This window comes from Martelella sp. NC20, from assembly GCF_013459645.1.
In the GTDB taxonomy this organism is placed as follows: domain Bacteria; phylum Pseudomonadota; class Alphaproteobacteria; order Rhizobiales; family Rhizobiaceae; genus Martelella.
Window position 1 is genome coordinate 4,277,872 of record NZ_CP054861.1, and the last position, 19,603, is coordinate 4,297,474.

The window sequence follows — 19,603 nt, forward strand, 5'->3', positions numbered from 1 at the left end:
GGCGATTAAGCAGCATGAATTTTGGGCTATACCTCCAACGGCAACTGAGCATGCAGCATGATAGTGCCAACTGCCAATGCCCAGCTGATCATCGAGAGGATCTCGTTCGCCCTGGTCCAAAGGACGGCACTGCCTTGATCCTCGGCGTGCATATTCTGTCCTGGTCGGATGGATCTGCTACTTCCGTGCCGATGTAACGTGTCAGACAGAGACGTTTGTGGTCAGGCATTGCCCTGGAAATCCGACATCGGCAACGCCACCTATGTACAGAATGGTCGAGAGCCAGCGGCCGAGCGGTACGACGGAAGCGATGCGGAAAAGATGACGGTACATTTCGACTTCGACAACAGCTACGCGCATCTCGGTGCCGCCTTCCACCGGCCTACCGCGCCGTCACCCGTCGCCGCGCCGCATCTCCTGAAGGTGAACCGGCCACTCGCCGAGGAACTCGGGCTCGACGCGGATGTGTTGGACAATGCTGAAGGGGTTGAAATCTTCGCCGGCAACCGGCTGCCAGCGGGAGCCGAGCCGATAGCGGCCGCTTACGCCGGACATCAATTCGGAAACTTCGTGCCGCAACTCGGCGATGGGCGCGCCATCCTCCTCGGCGAGGTCGTCGACCGACAGGGTCGGCGTCGAGACATTCAACTGAAGGGGGCTGGCCCCACCAATTTTTCGCGCAACGGCGACGGACGGGCCGCGCTCGGCCCGGTCTTGCGCGAGTATCTCGTCAGCGAGGCCATGGCCGCGCTCGGCATCCCAACCACACGGGCGCTGGCCGCGGTCGCGACGGGAGAGCCAGTCTACCGGGAAACGGCCCTGCCGGGCGCGGTCCTTACGCGTGTCGCCTCCAGCCATATACGCGTCGGCACGTTCCAGTTCTTCGCGGCACGGGGCGACGACGCCGCGGTTCGCCAACTCGCCGACCATGTGATTGACAGGCATTATCCCGAGGCCGCTGGCGCTTCCAATCCCTACCGCGCTCTTCTCCAGGGCGTCTGCGCCCGTCAGGCGGAACTCGTCGCACGCTGGATGCAGATCGGCTTCGTTCACGGCGTCATGAACACCGACAATATGTCGATCGCCGGGGAAACGATCGACTACGGCCCGTGTGCCTTCCTCGACGCTTACGATCCCGCGACCGTCTTCTCTTCGATCGACCGGAACGGGCGTTACGCCTACGCCAACCAGCCCCGCATCGCGAACTGGAACCTCCTACGTCTGGCAGAATGCCTGCTTCCTCATCTCGATCCAGACGAAAACAAAGCCATTGATGCCGCACAGGAGGTCCTTTCCGGCTTTGCGAACGCATTCAACACCGCTTATCTCGACGGTTTTCGCGCGAAGATCGGTTTGCAGACACCGCGGACGGAAGACGCCGCGTTGATCGAGGATCTTCTTGGGCACATGGCACGGCAGAATGCGGACTTCACCGTGACCTTCCGCAATCTCGGCAAAGCAGCGGAAAGCGCGCAGGCCGACGGGGCGCTTCGCGGTCTCTTTGCCGATCCAACCGCCTATGACGGCTGGGCGGCTCGCTGGCGTCAGCGCCTTGCGGCCGAACCGAGAGAGCCGGGTGAACGTCGCGCTGCGATGGATGCGGTGAACCCGGCGATCATTCCGCGCAACCACCTCGTCGAGAAAGCGCTTGCCGCCGCGATGGCCGGGGACCTGGCCCCCTTCGAACGCTTGAACGAAGCACTGGCCACGCCTTTCGAGGATCAGGCGGAGTTCACCGATTATGCCGGCCTTCCGCCGGTGCCCGAGGCGGCCTACCGAACCTTCTGTGGCACGTAAACGCGCGGCCCGCGAGCGACGCAATCCTATTTGGCGGACCGGGGAGCGGCTCTTTTAATGGCCGCTATCGGCCCAAACGAGACGGACGGGAATGCGCCCCCCTTCCGGTCGTTCAACGAACCTTCGCGCGTTCCCCGAAGCAGACATCACCTGCCAACCTATCGGCATGAAGTTCGGCACACTCGCCGCGCTTTACACGGGCATGACGTAAGCCGCAGTTTGATCACGCCGGCTGAACTGAACTGATATAGGATGTAAGTGCAGCGTCGGCCTTTGAAAGCGTTGCCCACAAAGCTGGCTCCAGATCGCACAGCACTTCGACAAGCCCATGCAACTGCGATGCAGTCGGCCGACCCATATCGCTAAAGGCAAGTTCGGTTACCCAGTCTCCAACAAACTTGCGCCACTCGTTGAGATCAGAGAACGCGTTCGCTGCGATCATGCCGATCCGGAATGACTGGATGATATCCAGATCACTATTGACCCGCCTCAGTGCAACACGATTGAGCACACGGACTTCGCGCGCCAGATCCTGACTGCGTGTCACGGCAGCAACCATCGCAAGCCCGCTCAGCATCGCGAAATTCTGGCCGGTGCGCGCGTTATCACGGATGCGGTACTTTGCAGCCTTGATTGCCTCCGCTGCCTCCTGAGCAAGTTCTGGTGGTGTGCGGAAAACAAGGCAGGTATTGACCAGGGCGTTGAAAGATTCAGGATTGGTCACATCAACCGAAACGCTCTCGCGAACCAATGCCTCGAACTCGGGCGGTGCTTCAACCATCCGGTCAAGGCCGCCCTCAACGGGCCCTGGCAGATAAGTGAACGGAAACTCGAACTGGGCGCGAAGACTGCCCTCACCATCTAACAGGACGAGAGGCGCGAGAGGTGTACCCTCGATCACATCAGAATGCAGGACAGCTGTCCCAACGAGCCTGCTGGCAAGTTCCTGTTTCCACTGATGCGGTGTCGCGAAATCAGGCAGCCAGCGCGGCTCCAGGCGCCCGTCAATCGAGTTTTGAAGGTAGAACGGTGTCCCGCGACCGCCATTCATCCACCTGGTAGAGCTGGCCGGCGAAATCCCTCCGCGCACGTACTCCCTTTCGATCATGGACGCCTGTGCAGTCGCTGCGATGCGACGCCAGAAGGGAGGAACGTTCCTGAGATGTCCAAGGTGCGCTAGTGACCCATCCACAAATATGAAGAGATTGGACAACAGAAGGAGACGGCCGTTTTCATCTTCAGGATCATCATCCCTGATCTGCGTAGCGATCGAGACGAGAAATGGCATTAGTTCAGGCCGATCCCTGAGGTGCCTGACGCCAAGCTCAAACGCCGACGTCTGGGAGATACGGTCCCCACGCGCGGCCACCCAGGCAATTACGCGCTCCAATACGGTGACATCAAAGCCATCCGGCAGCGCTGGCGTCAGACTGGACTGCGATCCTGAGAGCAGCGCCTGACGAAGCCCCTCTTCCGCATTCCACGCGAGCAATGAAGTGACATGATCCCGCGCGGGCCCCTCCGAAAAGGATGTCAAGGTAGTCGCGGTCCCGTGGGCCCCTACGAGGCGCTCGTAGTAGTGTAGTCCTTTTGGTGTGAGAGACTCCTGCGTCGAACTCCCCTCTGCCATACCGGTGCGTATGCCGAGAACGACTTGTGTTGGCGTGCGCGCGACATCCTCATGGAAAGCCTCGATTTCCTCGAAATCAATAGGGCCTTCCGTCAGAAGCTCCCGCCAGCGGTCCAGATCGGCACCTACAGCACGATTCTCACTGAACAACTGCTCAAGCATAGAGCGACGCGTCGTATCATCTGCCGCCACGTACCACAGGCCTCCCAGCGGCACGCGCTGATCGCCTTTCGTCAGGAAGGGTTCACCCGCTTCGGCATCGAATGCCAGTTGCCAGATACCGCCAGTATCATCAGTGATGTTCTCCGGGGCAGATCCCGCACGGAAGACCCGACCAACGGCCCGCATAAGTTCGTTCCTCGGGAACGGCGCATCGACGCTTGTAAAATTGATGGTCGCTACCGTACGGAAGTCATTGCGCCTGCGGAATGCGCGATCAAGAGTGAGACGGTCAACGACCGTTTCCGGGAAGTAACCCAGAAGCTCACGGACGATGGCCTTACGCTCCTCAATCGTCATCGCCCGTCCTCTGGTCAAGCTGTTCAGCAAATGCCTCGATGTAGTTTCTGACCTGTTCAACCAGGGCTTCGAGTGATGCGGGATCAAACGAGCGCATCTGCTCAATCAACGTGCTCTCCAGCCATGCCGAATAACGTCGCATGGATTCACCGATGTTGGTCAGCGGTACCGACATGATGAGCCAGGACATCAACCGGTACCGGTTGATGATTGCGCCACGATCATTGGCAGCATCGAACCTGTGCGACCACCCCTGCATGTGCAGCAGACCCAGAAGCCAATCCGACCGTGCCCGTGCGGTTGCATCATCAATCTCATCGTTCCACTGGGCCCGGACGCCCTCACGCACCGTCATGAGCAGACTGTCAAACCACGGCTGGTCGGGAGGAAGCTGCAGCGTATCAGTCATTCTCAGGCGCTCTATGCTTTCCCTGATCGACTTTAGGTGGGCAGTTTCCTGGATTTCGCCGTTCTGGATGGGGGCCGCATTTACGAGGCGAACCAGCTCGTCCAGGCGAAGCGGCATCATCTGGAAGCCCGCGCGCCGGAGTCTGGTCTCGGCTTCAGTGCGTTCCGGCGCGCTGATAGCCGTGCTGCGTTCAAGCATCCCCAGAAGGTCAAGCGTGCAGCCGACAGAGATGACGTTGCCATCCGCATTCACGTTGGCGAACTGGTTCAGAGCCCGATCGTCAACAATGATGAGATCAACCATCGGGGCCAGCCCGAAGACGCCGGCAGTCGGGTGCTGCGCCACACGTGCGATTTCTTCATCTTCGTCAGCGGCTTCCGGCCCCACCCTGACCTTTCCCGATGCGATGCCATCAGCCAGCGCGGTCCGTATGCGCTCAATGTGTTCGATTGTTCCGTTGGCGTAGGCTTGGTGGCGGATCAGCGCGTCGACGCGTTCCACATGACCGCGAGGGATGCCGATCCTGAAGCCGGCACCCCCGAGACTTCCGATCAGACACAGGTGCTGAAGGGTTGAAATAGCCAGATCGTCAAGCAGGAGCGTAGCACCAGTGCGTATTGGAGGCGTCTGCTCCCACGGAACTTCGTGAAGATCGAGATAGTCCCTCGCCCTCTTAGCCTCTTCATCCGTCAACTGCCCCTGTGCCAGAAGCGCAGTGATGACATCGCCGCATCCGCAAAGCACGTCGCTGAATTCCGAAAGGTCTGCATTTTCCTTCATCAGGGACGCCGGCCTATGTACCGGCCCCGGCCTTACAACAACCTTCTCGATTGCTTCCTCGTCGAGGATGCGTGCGGTCTCCAGCAGTATCGCCAGCTCTTCTCCGACGTCATCCGTGAGATTGGAATCAGGACGACGGATGGCATCGACAATGAAGTAGGCGTCCTGCGAAAGCAGGTCCCGAAGTTCGTGAGCACTTCTCACCTGAGATGGCTGATGGAATTCGGTTCGCTGACGTTCGCCGATCAACCAGCGCAACGTGGAATGCGGAATGACAATCTGCCGGAACCTCTCAATCACGAGGCCGAGTCGGTCAATGAATGACAGAACGAGTAGTGATGATGCTTCGAGGGCTATCGTTGTCTGATCAGCTGCGTTTCGTGGAGCAGCCTGAGTTACGATGCTGCCAGGGGCCGGACTTGGAGCGATGGACGCGGCAGCTCTTCCGCTGAATGTCAGCAGCAGGCCGCGTTTTCGAGGATCGGCCTCGTCCAGGTTGGCGAGGGCCGAGGTGAGCAGCATGCTGATCGTCGTTCGGTTCAGCCTCATCGCTGCAACGAACAGTGGCATCTGGCCCTTCGAAAGTTGATCCCAGGTTTCGCTTTCAAAGCGCTCCCAGTCCGGACGCATGTTCATCAGATCGTCGAAGGACATGCGCTGCAGTGGAGCACCCTCCTGCCCGTCCGATGCCTCCATCGCCGATCTCAGCCAGTTATTGGCCGCCTCATTGTCCTCCCATCCGCCCGAAACTGCAGTGTGGTACGCGGTTACGAGAACGGCAGCGTCAGATGGACTCTTCGCGACAGCTTCGTGGATCAAGGCTTGTGTCCTGAGAGAGCCGATGATCGCTCCGATCTGACCCGCCTGCAGGAGATCTGTAGCGGAACGATCAGCCCTGTCATTCCATACCTTCTCGACCAGGCTCGCCAGTGAACCCCAGTCACCAGAGGTAATCGCCACATTGATCTGTAGGGCGTGATCGTTCGGGTTGTTCCGTTTGGCAAGCAGCGGCGCCAGCGCATCCCTTGAGCGCATTACCTCACCCAGACGGAACAGTGACCATGCATAGATCTGACGCAGATTGTCAGACCTATCCAGAAAGTCACGTTTGTCCTCAAGAAAGGCGACTACCGCCAACCAGTCGTTGCTCTCGTGAGCGGCGCGGGCATATGCGGACGCGCTTTGCAGGTTATTAAGACGATCAAACAGCTGTCTTGCATAGGGAACTAGGCGAACCCAGTCTTCACGCTCCTGAAGACGACCGACAAGAACGATCAGATCATCAAGCGCTACGGTCGTTCGGAAACGTTCTTCAATTGCAGAAATCGTGTCTTCGCCGCGAACGTCTGCGAGAGCGCCATCAAGCTTTTGAAGATCTTCCTTTGTCGCGGTACCGCTTGCGCGCAGCTCAGTCAGCTTCGCCTGAGCTTCCGGCTGCCGGTCATCTTCAGCAAGCGCCCTAATCTCGAACGATGAGACCGCTGTCGCGCCCATAAGCAGTGAAAGCCTGTCCCGGTTGGCGCCGATAAACTGTGCAAGCGCCGCTGGATCATCGTCATCGATTGTGAGAACGAATCGCGCCATCAGTGCATCGTGCCGATCTGGTCCACCTTTCGCCTCAACGGTAGTGATCGCCTGATCCACCGCCGCGCGGTCCAGTTGCAGACCAAACTGCATTGCCATGGGCACACGGTGGACCATGTCACGTGGGTCCGCCATGCTGCGAACAAGCCGCTCACGTGCGGCTACCACTTCCGCTGGGTCACGTAGCGCGAGCCACAGCGCAAAGTCGTCTGCACTCTGGCGCGCTGCGTCGCAGCGAAGCTGTGCCGCAGCAAGAGCAGCCGCCGCAAAACTTTCACGCGCACTGCGCAGGTGTTCCAGCGACGCAGGGTCCTCCTGCAAGGGGAAATGTGCCCAGTCAAATGGCGTATGCTCGACTAGTACCTCCTGCATCTCAGGCGGAACAGCCGCCAGCAGATGTGACATACCAATCGAGTGATGGAGGGTTGGACAATATTCCGCGTCAGTGAGCGTAACGCGTGATGCCGCGTCGAGTGCCTTATCGACTGCGCAGTCGGCAATCAGGCGTGCCATGGCAATAAACTTGCCATCACCATCAAGGTCTTCAAACGCGGCACCGCTACCGTTAATCCATTCCACGGCATCCTGCGAAGAGAGACCATTGACTCCTATCATGAGTGTGGCCGTCTGACCGAGTGGTGCGCTGATCGAAGATATGGAGTCCAGCGCGCCCTGTTTGTCACCGCGCGCGGCTGTAATGAAGGCAGACGCAATTCTAATCTCATCGCCGGTCCCGAGACGGCGTGCTTCTTCCACCAGCCTCTCGGCGTCAGCCGGATCGTCAGATGAAAGAAACCGTGCACACCATGCCAGCGCATTGGACTTTGTTGCGCTCGAAGCATCCAGCAATTCACCTACGAGGATATCACGAGAGATCTGGCGGGCATCAGCTTTCGGATCGGCGCCGACGAAGTAGCGCGATCGCCGCATGCGCAGAACGCGGTCAGCGGCACTGCGGTCGATGATCGGATTGACCACCCCGCGTACCGGTCGGCCACCACCACGACGCAGAAGCTCCTGCACCCCGTCGGAAACACTTTGCAGCTGTTGCGCCTGCACCGCCCGCGGATGTTCGCTACCGATGGCTTCCAGAACGAACGCCTTGAGTAGAACATAGATGTCTTTGGCACGCGTCGCGGGCCTGGAAATGCTGGAATGATCCTCATCCAGAAGTGTAAACCTTGCTGGTGAAGGCAGTCCTAGTGGTTTGATTCCAACGTTTGGAACCCTCGGTTTCGTGCGGTGATGATGTCCTCGGGATCGGCTTTCCAGACAAATGGCTTGGGACAGTCAGCATTGTATTCGCGCACGAAACGGTTGATTGCGGCCTGCAGATCGACGACGGAATGGAAGACCCCGTATTTGAGCCTTCGCCGTGTGAGTTTGGCGAAGAAGCCCTCGACGGCGTTGAGCCAGGAGCAGGATGTCGGGGTGAAGTGGAAGGTCCAGCGCGGATGGCGGGCGAGCCAGGCGCGGACCTTGTCCTTTTTGTGTACGGCGTAATTGTCGAGGATGACGTGGATGGCCTTGTCTTGCGGCACCTCGCGCTCGATGCGGTTGAGGAAGCGGATGAACTCCTGATGGCGGTGGCGCTGCATGTTCTGGCCGATGACCGTGCCATCCAGCACGTTGAGCGCGGCAAACAGAGTGGTGGTGCCGTGGCGCTTGTAATCGTGGGTCATGGTGCCGGCACGGCCCTTCTTCATCGGCAGTCCGGGCTGGGTTCTGTCGAGAGCCTGTATCTGTGATTTCTCGTCAACCGACAGCACCACGGCATGGGCCGGCGGGTCGACATAAAGACCAACGATGTCGGTGAGCTTTTCGGCGAAGGCTGGATCGTTGGAGAGTTTGAACTGCCTCCAGCGATGCGGGCTGAGACCGTGAGCCTTCCAGATCGCCTGAACCGTCGAGGCCGCGATGCCGGCGACCCTGGCCATGGCGCGCAGCGTCCAGTGTGTTGCCTCGTGCGGCGGCGGTTCCTGCGTCAAGCGGACGATCTCGGCAACACGCTCCGGCGGGACCGGCGCCTTGCCGGGTGGCCGGGACCGGTCATGAAGCAGGCCGTCGACGCCCTCATGCATGAACCGCTCCTGCCAGCGCCACACACAGGTTTTCGACTTGCCGGTCTCGGCCATGATCGCCGAGGTGCCCAGACCATCGTCGCTCAGAAGGATGATACGTGCCCGCCAGACGTGCTTCTGTGGGCTGTTCGGGGCCGCGACGATGGCGCTCAATCGCTGCCGGTCGTCGGGAGATACCGTAAAGGAAATGTTGCTGCGCATGCCGCAGACTCGCACATCTCAAAGCGGTTGGGAATCAACCAACGGACTCCTTTGATCCGATCAATCCACTAGATCGGAGCTGTCAGGGAGGACCACCTGACCCAGGCGCGTTCGCAGCGTTTCGCCGAACCCGACAACGGCGAGCCTGGCGCCGGTCGCGTAATTCCTGAACCACGTATTGAGGGCCGCCAGGTGTCGGTTGTTCCGACCAAGTGCCGCAGTTGCCGCGCTAGGTCTGAAAAAGAATCCCAGATTGCTTGCAACAGACGACATCCAAGACCCCTGATGGGGTGTAGCTATAAACGCCGCCTTCCGGACGCGACGCTCGAAACTGGCCACGCCCTGATCCGTAGCCGCCTGTGTCTCGGCAAGACGCAGCATCTCCTTTATGATAACGCCGCCCATACTGTGACCAACGAGAATGATAGTGCCATTCGCGAGTCCAGGTTCTGCAAGTAAACGTTGAAGTATTTGTTCCGCCCGGTCCTCAGGTGCCATGGCAATTCCGCCGTTCCACTTGAAACGCGATGCAAGATAGCCAACGCTCCAGACGGCAACATTAGGCACGTCCTCTTCGAGCCATTGAAGCCAGAATTCAGCATTGGAACCTTCGCCGGAAGTCCAAGTGCCTTCTATGTCACCTTCAAGCCCATGGACGAACACCACGTGGGTATCCACGTGATCAAACGACTTTCTCGATGGACGCTTGATATCGACCAAAGACTGCTTTCTCCTCAAGGGAGATACTAGCGAAACACAGTGCCGAACAGAAAGGAAAAACGCATTAATCTACTGCAATTATGGACATTTACACATCAATCTCGGGAGACGTCACGGCGCATCGTAAGCTATCCATTGAAAATCGTGGCTCACGGCCCGTTATAAGTCAGGCTCGCAAGTAGGGTCAGGAATGGGGTATTCCCCTGAATGCGTCCTTCCGAATCTATCTGCGGAAGAAAACAGTGTCGAATTTATATCTCGGCCCTGCTCTACGCAACATAGCGAGAGCGGCAGCACCGAAAACTACATTGGGAGGGTTGCCTTCGGTCGTCGTTAGGCACGATGGTAGTCATGTTCTGATCTCTGGTTTGGGGCGTAGTTACCGCCCTCGACGCTATTGGGCGATACGTCCGCTTCTCGCTTGAAGCACCCCAAAGCTGACAATCGGTAAGTCGTGAAGAGTTTCGGATGCCGTCAGGCGTACGAAAGTCGCCGAGGAAGGAACCCGCGGGCGGCGAAGGCTGGACTATGGGGATTTCGACTTTGAGCCCGTCCCTGAACTGACGTGGATGGGCATTTTTCGCGCCGTACCTGTTGCGGCCCGGCCGTTTCGGCGTGTTTTTGAGCTGCAGTGTGGGGGAAACATATGCCGGTGGACGACCTGGTCGGCCTCGGTCATGGTGATGGAAGCGCACGGGAGCACTGCCTCGGGCGGAGTATCCCGGGCAAGATTTGTGGCTATGCCATGCCGGGTCATGACGCATTCTCCCGGTTGGTTGCTGCCGTTTCCGGTGGCCCGCGTGGCTGGCGCCAGCGCTCGAACACCTCGATGACGATCATGCGCCCTCCGCAGCAGGGGCATGGGGGCCGGAAGTCGACCGGCGCATCGGCTGCGTCGTGATCAGGCGGCTGGACAGCGTTCAGGAGTTCGCGGGCGCGTGCGATACAGGTCTTGCGGGAGCCGCCGGCGAGCAAACCGTAATGGCGAATGCGGTGGAAGCCCTTCGGCAGAAGATGGATCAGGAAGCGGCGGATGAACTCAGTCGTGGCAAGCGTCATGATCTGCTGCCGGTCCGCACCGTCGCGGCGATAGTCCTTGTAGCGGAAGGTGACGCCGGTCTCGTCGAAAGAGACGAGGCGGCTATTCGAGATCGCCACCCGGTGCGTGTAAAGCGACAGATAGGCCAGAACCGCCTCCGGGCCGGCGAAGGGCGACTTGGCGTAAACGACCCAGCGTTTCTTGCGGACTGGCGACAGGTGCCGCACAAATGCCCGGCGATCGGCCAGATGTGCCACTGAGCCGAAGAAGGTAAGTTTGCCGGCGTCACGGAGCTGAAGCAGTCGCGTGAGGAACAGGCGGCGGAACAGCTTGCCGAGCACGCGCACCGGCAGGAGGAACGCCGGGCGTGATGATATCCAACGGCTTCCATCAAGGGCGATGCCGCCGCCCGGCACGATCATGTGAACATGGGGATGATGCATCATGGCCGAACCCCATGTGTGGAGCACGGCGGTGATGCCGATGCGCGCGCCGAGATGCTTCGGATCGGCGGCGATCGTCAGCATGGTTTGTGATGCGGTCTTGAACAGAAGGTCGTAGACGAGCGCCTTGTTGTGGAAGGCGATGTCGGCAACCTCGTTGGGCAGCGTGAAGACGACGTGGAAATATCCCACCGGCAGGAGGTCGGCCTCACGTCTGGCAAGCCAGGCGCGCGCGGCGGCACTCTGGCATTTCGGGCAGTGCCGGTTGCGACAGGAGTTATAAGCGATGCGCCACTCTCCGCAATCCTCGCAGGCCTCGACATGACCGCCCAACGCGACCGTGCGGCAATGCTCGATCGCCGACATCACCTTGAGGTGGGCCAGGTTGAGATGTCCTTGATGCGCTGCCCGGTAGGCGGGTCCGGCGGAGCGGAAGATGTCGGCGACCTCGATTGAGGTGCGCATCGGTTCAGCCGTCGGGCGATATCTCTTCCGTTCTGAAGATGCCGAGCCTGTCGAGCGGGCTGATCACGGCGTGAACCGTTCGGGTCGCCACCTTTGTGTAGAGTGCCGTATTGTTCAGCTTGGCATGTCCAAGCAAGACCTGGATGATCCGGATGTCGGTGCCATCCTCCAGAAGGTGGGTGGCGAAGCTGTGGCGTAATGTGTGTGGGCCGACCCGTTTGGGGATATCTGCAACCCGGGCGGCTTCGACGACGATGCGATGGAGCTGTCGGGTACTGATCGGGTTCATGGAATGTTGCCCTGGAAACAGCCACCCGTCACGATGCATCACGCCCTGTTGGCGTCCGGCGACCCACCACTGGCGCAGAAGACGAAGCAGGTCGGCGGACAGCATCGCGTTGCGATAGCGTCCACCCTTGCCGCGCTCCACCCGCAGCAGCATGCGTTCGCTGTCGATATCGCGCACCTTGAGATGTGCGACTTCAGATACGCGCAACCCCGCGCCATAGGCAACCGCCAGAGCAGCCTGATGCTTGAGGCAGGTTGTTGCCTCCAGCAAGCGAGCGACCTCGTCGCGGCTCAGGACGACCGGCAGATTGCGGGGCTGGTTCACACGGACCAGCCTGCGTGCCAGATCGGGCCGGTCAAGCGTGTGGGTGAAGAAGAAACGCAGGGCCGAGACGATGCTGTTCATGGTCGGCACAGGAACGCCGGCTTCGTGCTGCTCGTTCTGGAAGCGCCGCAATTCCTCCGCCGTCGCCGTGTCGGGCGATCGTCCCAGAAACGTCGTGAAACGCCCAATGTCGCGGATGTAGTTGCGCTGCGTCGCCGAAGAGAAATGGGGCATGTTCATGTCATCGATCAGACGCTGGCGCAGCGTGCTGACGGAAGTATCGGGGAATATCCGGGTCATCATTCGATTCCTTTTGTTGAAGGAAACCGGATGGTTCACCCGAACAGAACTTTGCTCAATTAAACCTCAACGTCGGCGTGCTCGCCGTTTCCTAACCCCACGCGCCTTCCCGCGGAGCGGGTTCGTTCGTCGGCCCCTTTGCCGCCGCCCCAGAACCCAGCCTCAAAATGCTCATTCGCCTCTCCATATTCATTTCCCGCAAGGCGCTTAATTTTCGGCGACGAATATGCAATAAGGTCTGCCCTGACACCAACTATTGAGTTCCATCAGTCACTTTTCTACCCCTAGGGAAGAGCATTGTCATTTCGGTAATCCTCCAACCGGTTGCAGTTCGCCGGCCACCAAATCGTCAAGAATATCCAAAAACCGTGACTGAAGCGCCGTTGGCTTCCAGTTGCGCCGGGTCGTCACCCCGATGGAGCGGGTGGTTTCGGGCAGCGCCATTGGTAGGGCCGTCAGCATTCCGAGGCTCTCCTCATATTTGATCTGTTGGCGCGAAAGCAATGTCAGGCTGTCCGATTTGATCAGCAAAGCCCGAAGGATGACCAACGACGAACACTCGATCAGGCCGCTCTCAGGCATGGCGTTTTCGAACAACGCGTTGAAATGTTTGCGCGTCGGCGTGCCCTTGCGGGAAACGACCCAGGGATAGGCAAGGAGAGCGGCGCGATCGAGCGTGTTGCGGGCGGCGAGCGGATGGCCGCATCGGGCGATCACCGAAAGGCTGTCTTCCATCAGTTTGCGTTCCTCAATGTCGCCACCGGTTTGCTCTCGGAGTGCGCCGATAATGGCATCGATGTCGCCTCGGCGTAGTCTTTCCAGCAGATGCTCATAGCTTCCTTCAGCAATCTCGATGATCGCATTGGGATAGACCGCGTGCAATTCGGTGATCGCGGTCGGCAGCAGGTCGGTGCGGGCAAGTGGCAGCGATCCGATCGCCAGCCGCCCGCCGCGCCGGCCGCGCAGGGCGTCGATATCCTCGAACGACCCCTCGATTTCCCTGAGGGCGAGGCCAGCGAGCCGCGCCAGGTCGCGCCCGATCGGGGTGATCTCGATACCGCTGCCGACGCTGCGGAACAGCGTGTGGTCGACGATCCGCTCGACCGCGCGCGCGCCGTGATGCACGGTCGGCTCCGCCACACCCAGTTCGCGGGCCGCGGCGGCGAAGCCGCGATGGGTCTCGACCGCGAGCAGAATTTCAAGCTGCGAAGCCGTAATGAGATGCTGCAACTGCACCGGCGGCCGTCCGCGCCGCGCGCCGTTCACCCGCCGCCGCATCCGGGTGATGAAGGCCATCAGCCGGCGCACGCGGGCGAGCACCAGTTCGCCTTCTTCCGTCAGCCGCGCGCCGTTGCGCCCCCTGTCGAACAGTTTTGCGCCGTAGATCGACTCCAGTCGTCCGATACCCTGGCTTACGGCGGGCTGCGTCAAGCCGATCTGCTGAGCGGTTGCGTGAAGCGTTCCGTTGCGGGCGATCGCATCGAGCAGGCGCAGATGGCGCAGGTTGACGCGGGGATACATGAGGCCACGGCTCCTTCAGAATGATAGAAAATACAGACCAGTAGAATAAACTTATCAAACAGCTATGACAATTACTTGGACGGAGACATTTTCACGGTCTATCACAAGGCCGATCCGAAAGGAGCCGGAGGAGGTGTCCAGCATGAACGAGCAACGCAATATGATGGTGGAAAAGCCCAGAAACCAGCCGCCGGTGTCCAATCCGAGCGTGCCGGCGCTGAAGCTTCCGGCCGGCGCCGTTGACAGCCACATGCATCTTTTCGGCCCGGCGGAACAGTACAGCTTTTCCGCGACCAGCCGCTACGTCTCGGACGACATGTTGCCCGAAACTTATATTGCTGTGCAGCAAACGCTGGGGCTCGAGAAGGCCGTGCTGGTTTCCGGCGGCGGCTACGGCACGGATATGCGCCACCTGAAGGATGTGCTTTCCCGGTTTCCTGAACGTTTCCGCGGCATCGCGTTGCTGGCCGAGACCACGACGATGGATGAGATGGCCGAACTCGACAGGCTTGGCGTCCGCGGTCTGCGTTTCGTCGGCCCTTCCCATGGCGGCGGCCTGCCGCAGATATCGCCGCGCATGGCGGCGATAGCCCATGAACTTGGCTGGCATGTGCAGTTCTATCCGCATGGCGACGAGATCCTGCATGTTTCCGATCAGCTTCTGGCGTTGCCGAACGCGGCAATCGTGCTCGATCATTTCGCCAATGTGCCTGCTGCGGGCGGCATCGAGCAGCCGGCTTTCCGTCGGGTACTGGAGATGCTGGATACCGGTCGGGTCTGGGTGAAGCTTTCGGGTCCGATGCGCTGTACCCAGGAAGAGCCGCCATATCCAAGCGTTACACCGCTTGCGAGAAAACTCGTCGATTTCGCGCCCGAACGCATGGTCTGGGGAACGGACTGGCCGCATGTCAACATGAATGGCCGCACCATGCCGGATGATGGCCTGCTGGTCGATCTTCTGGCCGAATGGATACCTGATGAGACGATGCGCACGCAGATCGTGCGCGACAATGCGCGTCAGCTTTACGGCTTCGATCCGGTCTGAGCGCAGACAAATTTCAAAACTGGGAGGATGACAATGAAAATGATGACCAGACTGGCCCTCGCGGCCTCGATGCTGACACTGTCGGTTGCCGCCTCTGATGCGCGCGAACTGACCTATGACAACCATCTGCCGCCGCAACATCCGGTCAACGCCGCGATGGAAACCTATTTCGAGCGGGTCAAGGCCGATACCGACGGCGCGCTTGATTTCAAGATGTTCGTCGGCGGCGCGCTTGGCGGCGGCAATGCGCTGCTCGGCATCCTGCGTGACGGGCTTTCCGATGCGGGCATGCTGAACCCGGTCTATGAGCCGTCGCAGCTTCAGGTCGAAGCCCTGCTTTCCGAACTGATGATCGCAGACCCGCGCGTCCTCGTCGGCGCCATGAACGAGATCGTCAATCTCGATTGCCCCGGCTGCACGGCTGAACTGCTCAAGGTCAACGCCGTTCCGATCATGAGTTTCGCGGTGCCGAGCTTCCAGCTTCTGTGCAACCAGCCGATGAAATCGCTCACGGATGCCAAGGGCAAGCGGGTACGCGCCGTCGGTTCACTGGCCCTGATTGCCAAGGAATTCGGCATGGTGCCGGTCAACCTGAAGAGTGACGAGGTCTATGAGGGCCTGCAGCGCGGTCAGGTGGAATGCGCCGCCGCCCCGTTCGACTGGCTGGAAACCAACAATCTTAAGGAAGTCGCCGACAATCTGATCACCACGCCGCTCGGGGCGATCGGCGGCCTGCTTCATCTCGCCGTCAACACCAATGCCTGGGAGGCGATGAGCGAGGAACAGCAGCAGGTGATGATCGACGAGACGCCGGAAACGCTTGCCGCCATCACTTTCAACTATATCGCGGGCAGCGAAAGCGCGCTGGAGGCGGCAATCGCCGATGGCGCCGAGGCTTATCCTATGGGCGACGACATGCTGGCAACGCTTGAGGAATTCCGCGCAGCCGAGATCGAGCGGATCGTCGCCAAGGGCGAGGAGGCCGGCATCACCGAAACGCCGGCGCTGTTCAAACATTACGGCGAACTGCTCGACAAGTGGGAAGGCATCGTCGCCGGTCCCGGCAGTACCCAGGAAGGTTATGCCGAGGCGCTGCGCCAGGAAATCTACGCGAAGCTCTGAGCGATGACCCACAGGACAAGAGAAGGCCCCGTCAACGCCGTGCTCACCATGCTCTCCCGCGCCTTTGCAGTGGTCGCGGGAGCCACGGTGCTCATGATGATGCTGCATGTCGCAGCCGACGTCCTGCTGAAATACTTCTTCAGGATGCCGATCGTCGGCACGCTTGAGATCGTCTCGAATTATTACATGGTGGCGGCGATCTTCCTGCCGCTTGCGGCGATCGAGAAATCGCGCGGCCATCTGTTCGTCGAACTGTTCACGGCCCGGCTGGGGCCGCGTCCGACGTTGGTGCTCGATGCCTTCGGCTGTCTGATGCTCGCCGTTTTCGCGCTCTGCGTCACCTGGATGACGACGGTCGAGGCAATCGATCGTACGGAGGCGGGGGAGATGATCGACGCCGTCTATTACACCATCCCTGTCTGGCCGACGCGCTGGTTTCCCCCGCTCGGCTGCGGCCTTTTGACGGCGATGTGCCTGCTGCATGCGTGGCTTTATCTGAAGGACGCCACCGGCAAGGCCCCGGTTGCCCCGGAAACCCATCAGGAGGAACTCTGATGTCGTCTGCTTTCAAGGGAGCGATCCGATGAGTTCGCTTGCCATCGGCTTTTCCGGTCTCGGTGTCGTGGTCATTCTGCTGGCGTTGCGCGTACCGATCGCGGCCGCTCTCGGCCTGGTGTCACTGGTCGGCATCTGGATGATCCGGGGGTCGACCGCGGCCTTCGGCGCGCTCGGCACGCTGACATATGATTTCGCCGCCAACTGGTCGCTTTCCGCCGTGCCGATGTTTCTGCTGCTCGGGGCCATCACCTATCGCACCGGCATTACCGGCGTACTTTATTCGGCGGCGCGGGTGTGGATGAACTGGATGCCGGGCGGGCTTGCGGTCGCCACCAATTTCGCCTCCGCCGGTTTTGCGGCGATGTGCGGTTCCAGCGTCGCAACCGCCGCAGCCATGGGCCGGATCGCGATCCCGGAAATGCTCGACCGCGGCTATGACAAATCGCTTGCCGCTGGCACGGTCGCGGCTGCGGGAACGCTGGGCGCGCTTATCCCGCCGAGCATCCTGTTCATCCTCTATGGCTGGTTTTCCGAGGAACCGATCGGCGCGCTGCTGATTGCCGGCCTGCTGCCGGGCCTGCTGACGGCCGTCGCTTATGCGGGCATGATCATCATCCGCTGCAAGCTCAACCCGTCGCTTGCCCCGCCGGCGCCCAAGGCCATCGACAAAAACGAAAAATGGCGCGAACTCGCGCGCGTCTGGCCGATCCCGGTGCTGATCTTCGCGATCATAGGCGGCATCTATGGCGGCGTGGTGACGCCGACCGAGGCGGGTGCGTTCGGCGCGTTCGTCGCTATCGTCATCGCCACGGTGCAGGGCCGGATGAACTGGCGGGTGCTGCGCGACAGCATTACCGATGCGGTGCGCACCACAGGTGCTATCTTCATCATCGCAATCGCCGCGATCCTGCTGACACGCTTTCTCGCGCTTTCGGGCGTGCCGCGCTATCTCTCGGACCTCGTTACCACCCACGACATCACCGGCATCAAGCTGATCATCGCGATCGCGTTAATCTACATCCTGCTCGGCATGTTCCTGGATGCTATCGGCCTGATGCTGCTGACGCTGCCGATCTTCCTGCCGATTTTCCACACCGCTGGTTTCGACCTGATCTGGATGGGTGTGCTGGTGGTGAAATTTCTTGAAATCGGCGTGCTGACGCCGCCGGTTGGCATCAACGCCTTCGTGGTCAAGCAGGTGGCGGGCGATGCCATACCGCTGACGACAGTGTTTCGCGGCATCGGCTGGTTTCTCGCCTGCGAGGTCGTTGTCGTCGCCCTGCTGATCGCCTTTCCCCAGATTTCGCTGCTGCTGCCGAGCCTGATGTGATGAAGACAAAGACACTTTGCAAGGAGTTTTCCTATGGCTGACAAGACAGCGCTGGTCATCAGCGCCCATTCCGCCGACTTTGTCTGGCGCTGCGGCGGCGCCATCGCGCTGCATCAGCAACGCGGCTATGATGTCACCATCGTCTGCCTTTCCTATGGCGAGCGCGGCGAAAGCGCCAAGCTCTGGAAGAACGAGGGTATGACGCTGGAGAAGGTAAAGGAGGCCCGCCGGATAGAAGCCGAGAACGCCGCCCGCGCGCTCGATGTCCACGATATCCAGTTCTTCGATCTCGGTGACTATCCACTGGAGATGGATCGCTCCGCCAAGGAGCGACTGGTTGATGTCATTCGCAAGGTCCAGCCCGCTTTCATGCTCTCCCATTCGAAGGTGGATCCTTACAATACCGACCACATGTACGCGACCCAGATGGCGATCGAGTGCCGGATGATCGCGCAGGCCTGGGGTCATAACCCCGGCGAAAAGGTGCTGGGCGCACCGCAACTCTATCTGTTCGAGCCGCACCAGACCGAGCAAATGGAATGGAAGCCGGACGTGTTTCTCGACATCTCACCGGTCTGGGACAAGAAATGGGCGGCGATCCAGTGCATGACCGGCCAGGAACATCTCTGGCACTATTACAGGAACGTCGCCGAAAACCGTGCCAACCATTTCCGCCGTAATTCCGGCGGCCAGTCCGGCGGTCGGCCCGCAACCCATGCTGAAGGTTTCCAATCGATCTTTCCCCGCACCGTGGATGAACTCTGATGGCCGTCGTCAAGCAGAACATCACCCGTGCCGATCCCGCCGTCATTGCGCGGCTTGCCGGCGCCGGCGCCTCAACCACCCATGAGGCACAGGGCCGTACCGGCTATCTCGGTCCGCTATTGCGTCCGATCTATCCCGGCACGCGCATCGCCGGCTCCGCCGTCACGATCTCGGCGCCGCCCGGCGACAACTGGATGCTGCACGTGGCGATCGAGCAGGTGAAGGACGGCGATATCCTTGTGCTGGCGCCGACATCAGCCTGCGACGACGGTTATTTCGGCGACCTTCTGGCGACATCGGCCAAGGCGCGAGGCTGCCGGGGACTGGTGATCGCCGCCGGCTGCCGCGATGTGCGCGAATTGACCGAAATGGGCTTTCCCGTCTGGTCGATGGCGATCTCCTCGCAGGGCACCGTCAAGGAGACGCTCGGCTCGGTCAACGTGCCGATCGTCTGCGGGCGCGCGCTGGTCAATCCCGGCGATGTGATCGTCGCCGATGATGACGGGGTCACCGTCGTGCCGGCGGCAAGGGCGGCGGAAGTTGCCGGCAAGGCTGATGCCCGCACCGCGAACGAGGAAAACAAGCGCGCCCTGCTCGCCGCCGGCAAGCTCGGCCTCGATATTTACGACATGCGCGGCCGCCTTGAGGCAGGAGGCCTGCGCTACGAATAGCGGAGAACGG

General features: G+C 60.5%; 14 protein-coding genes. 7 read left to right on the top strand and 7 right to left on the bottom strand.

Annotated features, from left to right (window positions below; translation table 11 throughout):
* Positions 1-321: 321 nt before the first annotated feature.
* On the top strand, positions 322-1,797 hold the full coding sequence (locus tag HQ843_RS20485; RefSeq protein WP_180902098.1) for a protein adenylyltransferase SelO: 1,476 nt from the start codon (positions 322-324) through the stop codon (positions 1,795-1,797).
* A 223-nt stretch (positions 1,798-2,020) separates the two neighbouring features.
* On the opposite strand, the gene HQ843_RS20490 is transcribed toward HQ843_RS20485, so the two are convergent.
* From HQ843_RS20490 to HQ843_RS20520, 7 genes are all read right to left on the bottom strand, one after another.
* Positions 2,021-3,946 (bottom strand): hypothetical protein, encoded by a 1,926-nt coding sequence (locus HQ843_RS20490; RefSeq protein ID WP_180901453.1) that lies wholly within the window; start codon positions 3,944-3,946, stop codon positions 2,021-2,023.
* Complete coding sequence (locus HQ843_RS20495; RefSeq protein ID WP_180901452.1) at positions 3,936-7,778, bottom strand: HTH domain-containing protein; 3,843 nt, start codon at positions 7,776-7,778, stop codon at positions 3,936-3,938. Before HQ843_RS20495 ends, HQ843_RS20490 begins: the two co-directional genes overlap by 11 nt.
* Positions 7,779-7,918: 140 nt before the next feature.
* Entirely contained in the window at positions 7,919-9,001 is a 1,083-nt protein-coding gene (locus HQ843_RS20500) for an IS630 family transposase (protein ID WP_180899062.1), read from the bottom strand.
* A 60-nt stretch (positions 9,002-9,061) separates the two neighbouring features.
* Positions 9,062-9,721, bottom strand: coding sequence for an esterase/lipase family protein (locus HQ843_RS20505; RefSeq protein WP_180901451.1), 660 nt, complete (start codon positions 9,719-9,721; stop codon positions 9,062-9,064).
* A 753-nt stretch (positions 9,722-10,474) separates the two neighbouring features.
* Complete coding sequence (locus HQ843_RS20510; RefSeq protein WP_180901450.1) at positions 10,475-11,668, bottom strand: IS91 family transposase; 1,194 nt, start codon at positions 11,666-11,668, stop codon at positions 10,475-10,477.
* Positions 11,669-11,672: 4 nt separating this feature from the next.
* On the bottom strand, positions 11,673-12,584 hold the full coding sequence (locus tag HQ843_RS20515) for a tyrosine-type recombinase/integrase (protein ID WP_371822131.1): 912 nt from the start codon (positions 12,582-12,584) through the stop codon (positions 11,673-11,675).
* Positions 12,585-12,881: 297 nt separating this feature from the next.
* Positions 12,882-14,102, bottom strand: coding sequence for a LysR substrate-binding domain-containing protein (locus HQ843_RS20520; RefSeq protein ID WP_180901448.1), 1,221 nt, complete (start codon positions 14,100-14,102; stop codon positions 12,882-12,884).
* A 142-nt stretch (positions 14,103-14,244) separates the two neighbouring features.
* On the opposite strand from HQ843_RS20520, the gene HQ843_RS20525 reads away from it, so the two are divergent.
* Genes HQ843_RS20525 through HQ843_RS20550 form a run of 6 tightly spaced genes read left to right on the top strand, consistent with a single transcriptional unit; the run spans position 14,245 to position 19,593 of the window.
* Entirely contained in the window at positions 14,245-15,147 is a 903-nt protein-coding gene (locus HQ843_RS20525; RefSeq protein ID WP_210275305.1) for an amidohydrolase family protein, read from the top strand.
* A gap of 33 nt (positions 15,148-15,180) precedes the next feature.
* Complete coding sequence (locus tag HQ843_RS20530) at positions 15,181-16,269, top strand: type 2 periplasmic-binding domain-containing protein (protein WP_180901447.1); 1,089 nt, start codon at positions 15,181-15,183, stop codon at positions 16,267-16,269.
* A 3-nt stretch (positions 16,270-16,272) separates the two neighbouring features.
* Positions 16,273-16,824, top strand: coding sequence for a TRAP transporter small permease (locus HQ843_RS20535; protein WP_180901446.1), 552 nt, complete (start codon positions 16,273-16,275; stop codon positions 16,822-16,824).
* Between the two features lie 28 nt (positions 16,825-16,852).
* Positions 16,853-18,157 carry a TRAP transporter large permease gene (locus HQ843_RS20540; RefSeq protein WP_180901445.1) on the top strand — a complete coding sequence of 435 codons (1,305 nt, stop codon included), beginning with the start codon at positions 16,853-16,855 and terminating at the stop codon, positions 18,155-18,157.
* A gap of 33 nt (positions 18,158-18,190) precedes the next feature.
* Complete coding sequence (locus HQ843_RS20545) at positions 18,191-18,922, top strand: PIG-L deacetylase family protein (RefSeq protein WP_180901444.1); 732 nt, start codon at positions 18,191-18,193, stop codon at positions 18,920-18,922.
* Entirely contained in the window at positions 18,922-19,593 is a 672-nt protein-coding gene (locus HQ843_RS20550; protein ID WP_210275304.1) for a 4-carboxy-4-hydroxy-2-oxoadipate aldolase/oxaloacetate decarboxylase, read from the top strand. The genes HQ843_RS20545 and HQ843_RS20550 overlap by 1 nt, the downstream gene beginning before the upstream one ends.
* The last annotated feature ends 10 nt before the right edge of the window (positions 19,594-19,603 follow it).

What these genes read in the sequence shown, in the direction of transcription:
- HQ843_RS20485 (WP_180902098.1), top strand. Translation starts at nt 322, where the DNA reads ATGACGGTACATTTCGACTTCGACAACAGCTACGCGCATCTCGGTGCC.
- HQ843_RS20490 (WP_180901453.1), bottom strand. Translation starts at nt 3,946, where the DNA reads ATGACGATTGAGGAGCGTAAGGCCATCGTCCGTGAGCTTCTGGGTTAC.
- HQ843_RS20500 (WP_180899062.1), bottom strand. Translation starts at nt 9,001, where the DNA reads ATGCGCAGCAACATTTCCTTTACGGTATCTCCCGACGACCGGCAGCGA.
- HQ843_RS20510 (WP_180901450.1), bottom strand. Translation starts at nt 11,668, where the DNA reads ATGCGCACCTCAATCGAGGTCGCCGACATCTTCCGCTCCGCCGGACCC.
- HQ843_RS20515 (WP_371822131.1), bottom strand. Translation starts at nt 12,584, where the DNA reads ATGATGACCCGGATATTCCCCGATACTTCCGTCAGCACGCTGCGCCAG.
- HQ843_RS20520 (WP_180901448.1), bottom strand. Translation starts at nt 14,102, where the DNA reads ATGTATCCCCGCGTCAACCTGCGCCATCTGCGCCTGCTCGATGCGATC.
- HQ843_RS20525 (WP_210275305.1), top strand. Translation starts at nt 14,245, where the DNA reads ATGAACGAGCAACGCAATATGATGGTGGAAAAGCCCAGAAACCAGCCG.
- HQ843_RS20530 (WP_180901447.1), top strand. Translation starts at nt 15,181, where the DNA reads ATGAAAATGATGACCAGACTGGCCCTCGCGGCCTCGATGCTGACACTG.
- HQ843_RS20535 (WP_180901446.1), top strand. Translation starts at nt 16,273, where the DNA reads ATGACCCACAGGACAAGAGAAGGCCCCGTCAACGCCGTGCTCACCATG.
- HQ843_RS20540 (WP_180901445.1), top strand. Translation starts at nt 16,853, where the DNA reads ATGAGTTCGCTTGCCATCGGCTTTTCCGGTCTCGGTGTCGTGGTCATT.
- HQ843_RS20545 (WP_180901444.1), top strand. Translation starts at nt 18,191, where the DNA reads ATGGCTGACAAGACAGCGCTGGTCATCAGCGCCCATTCCGCCGACTTT.
- HQ843_RS20550 (WP_210275304.1), top strand. Translation starts at nt 18,922, where the DNA reads ATGGCCGTCGTCAAGCAGAACATCACCCGTGCCGATCCCGCCGTCATT.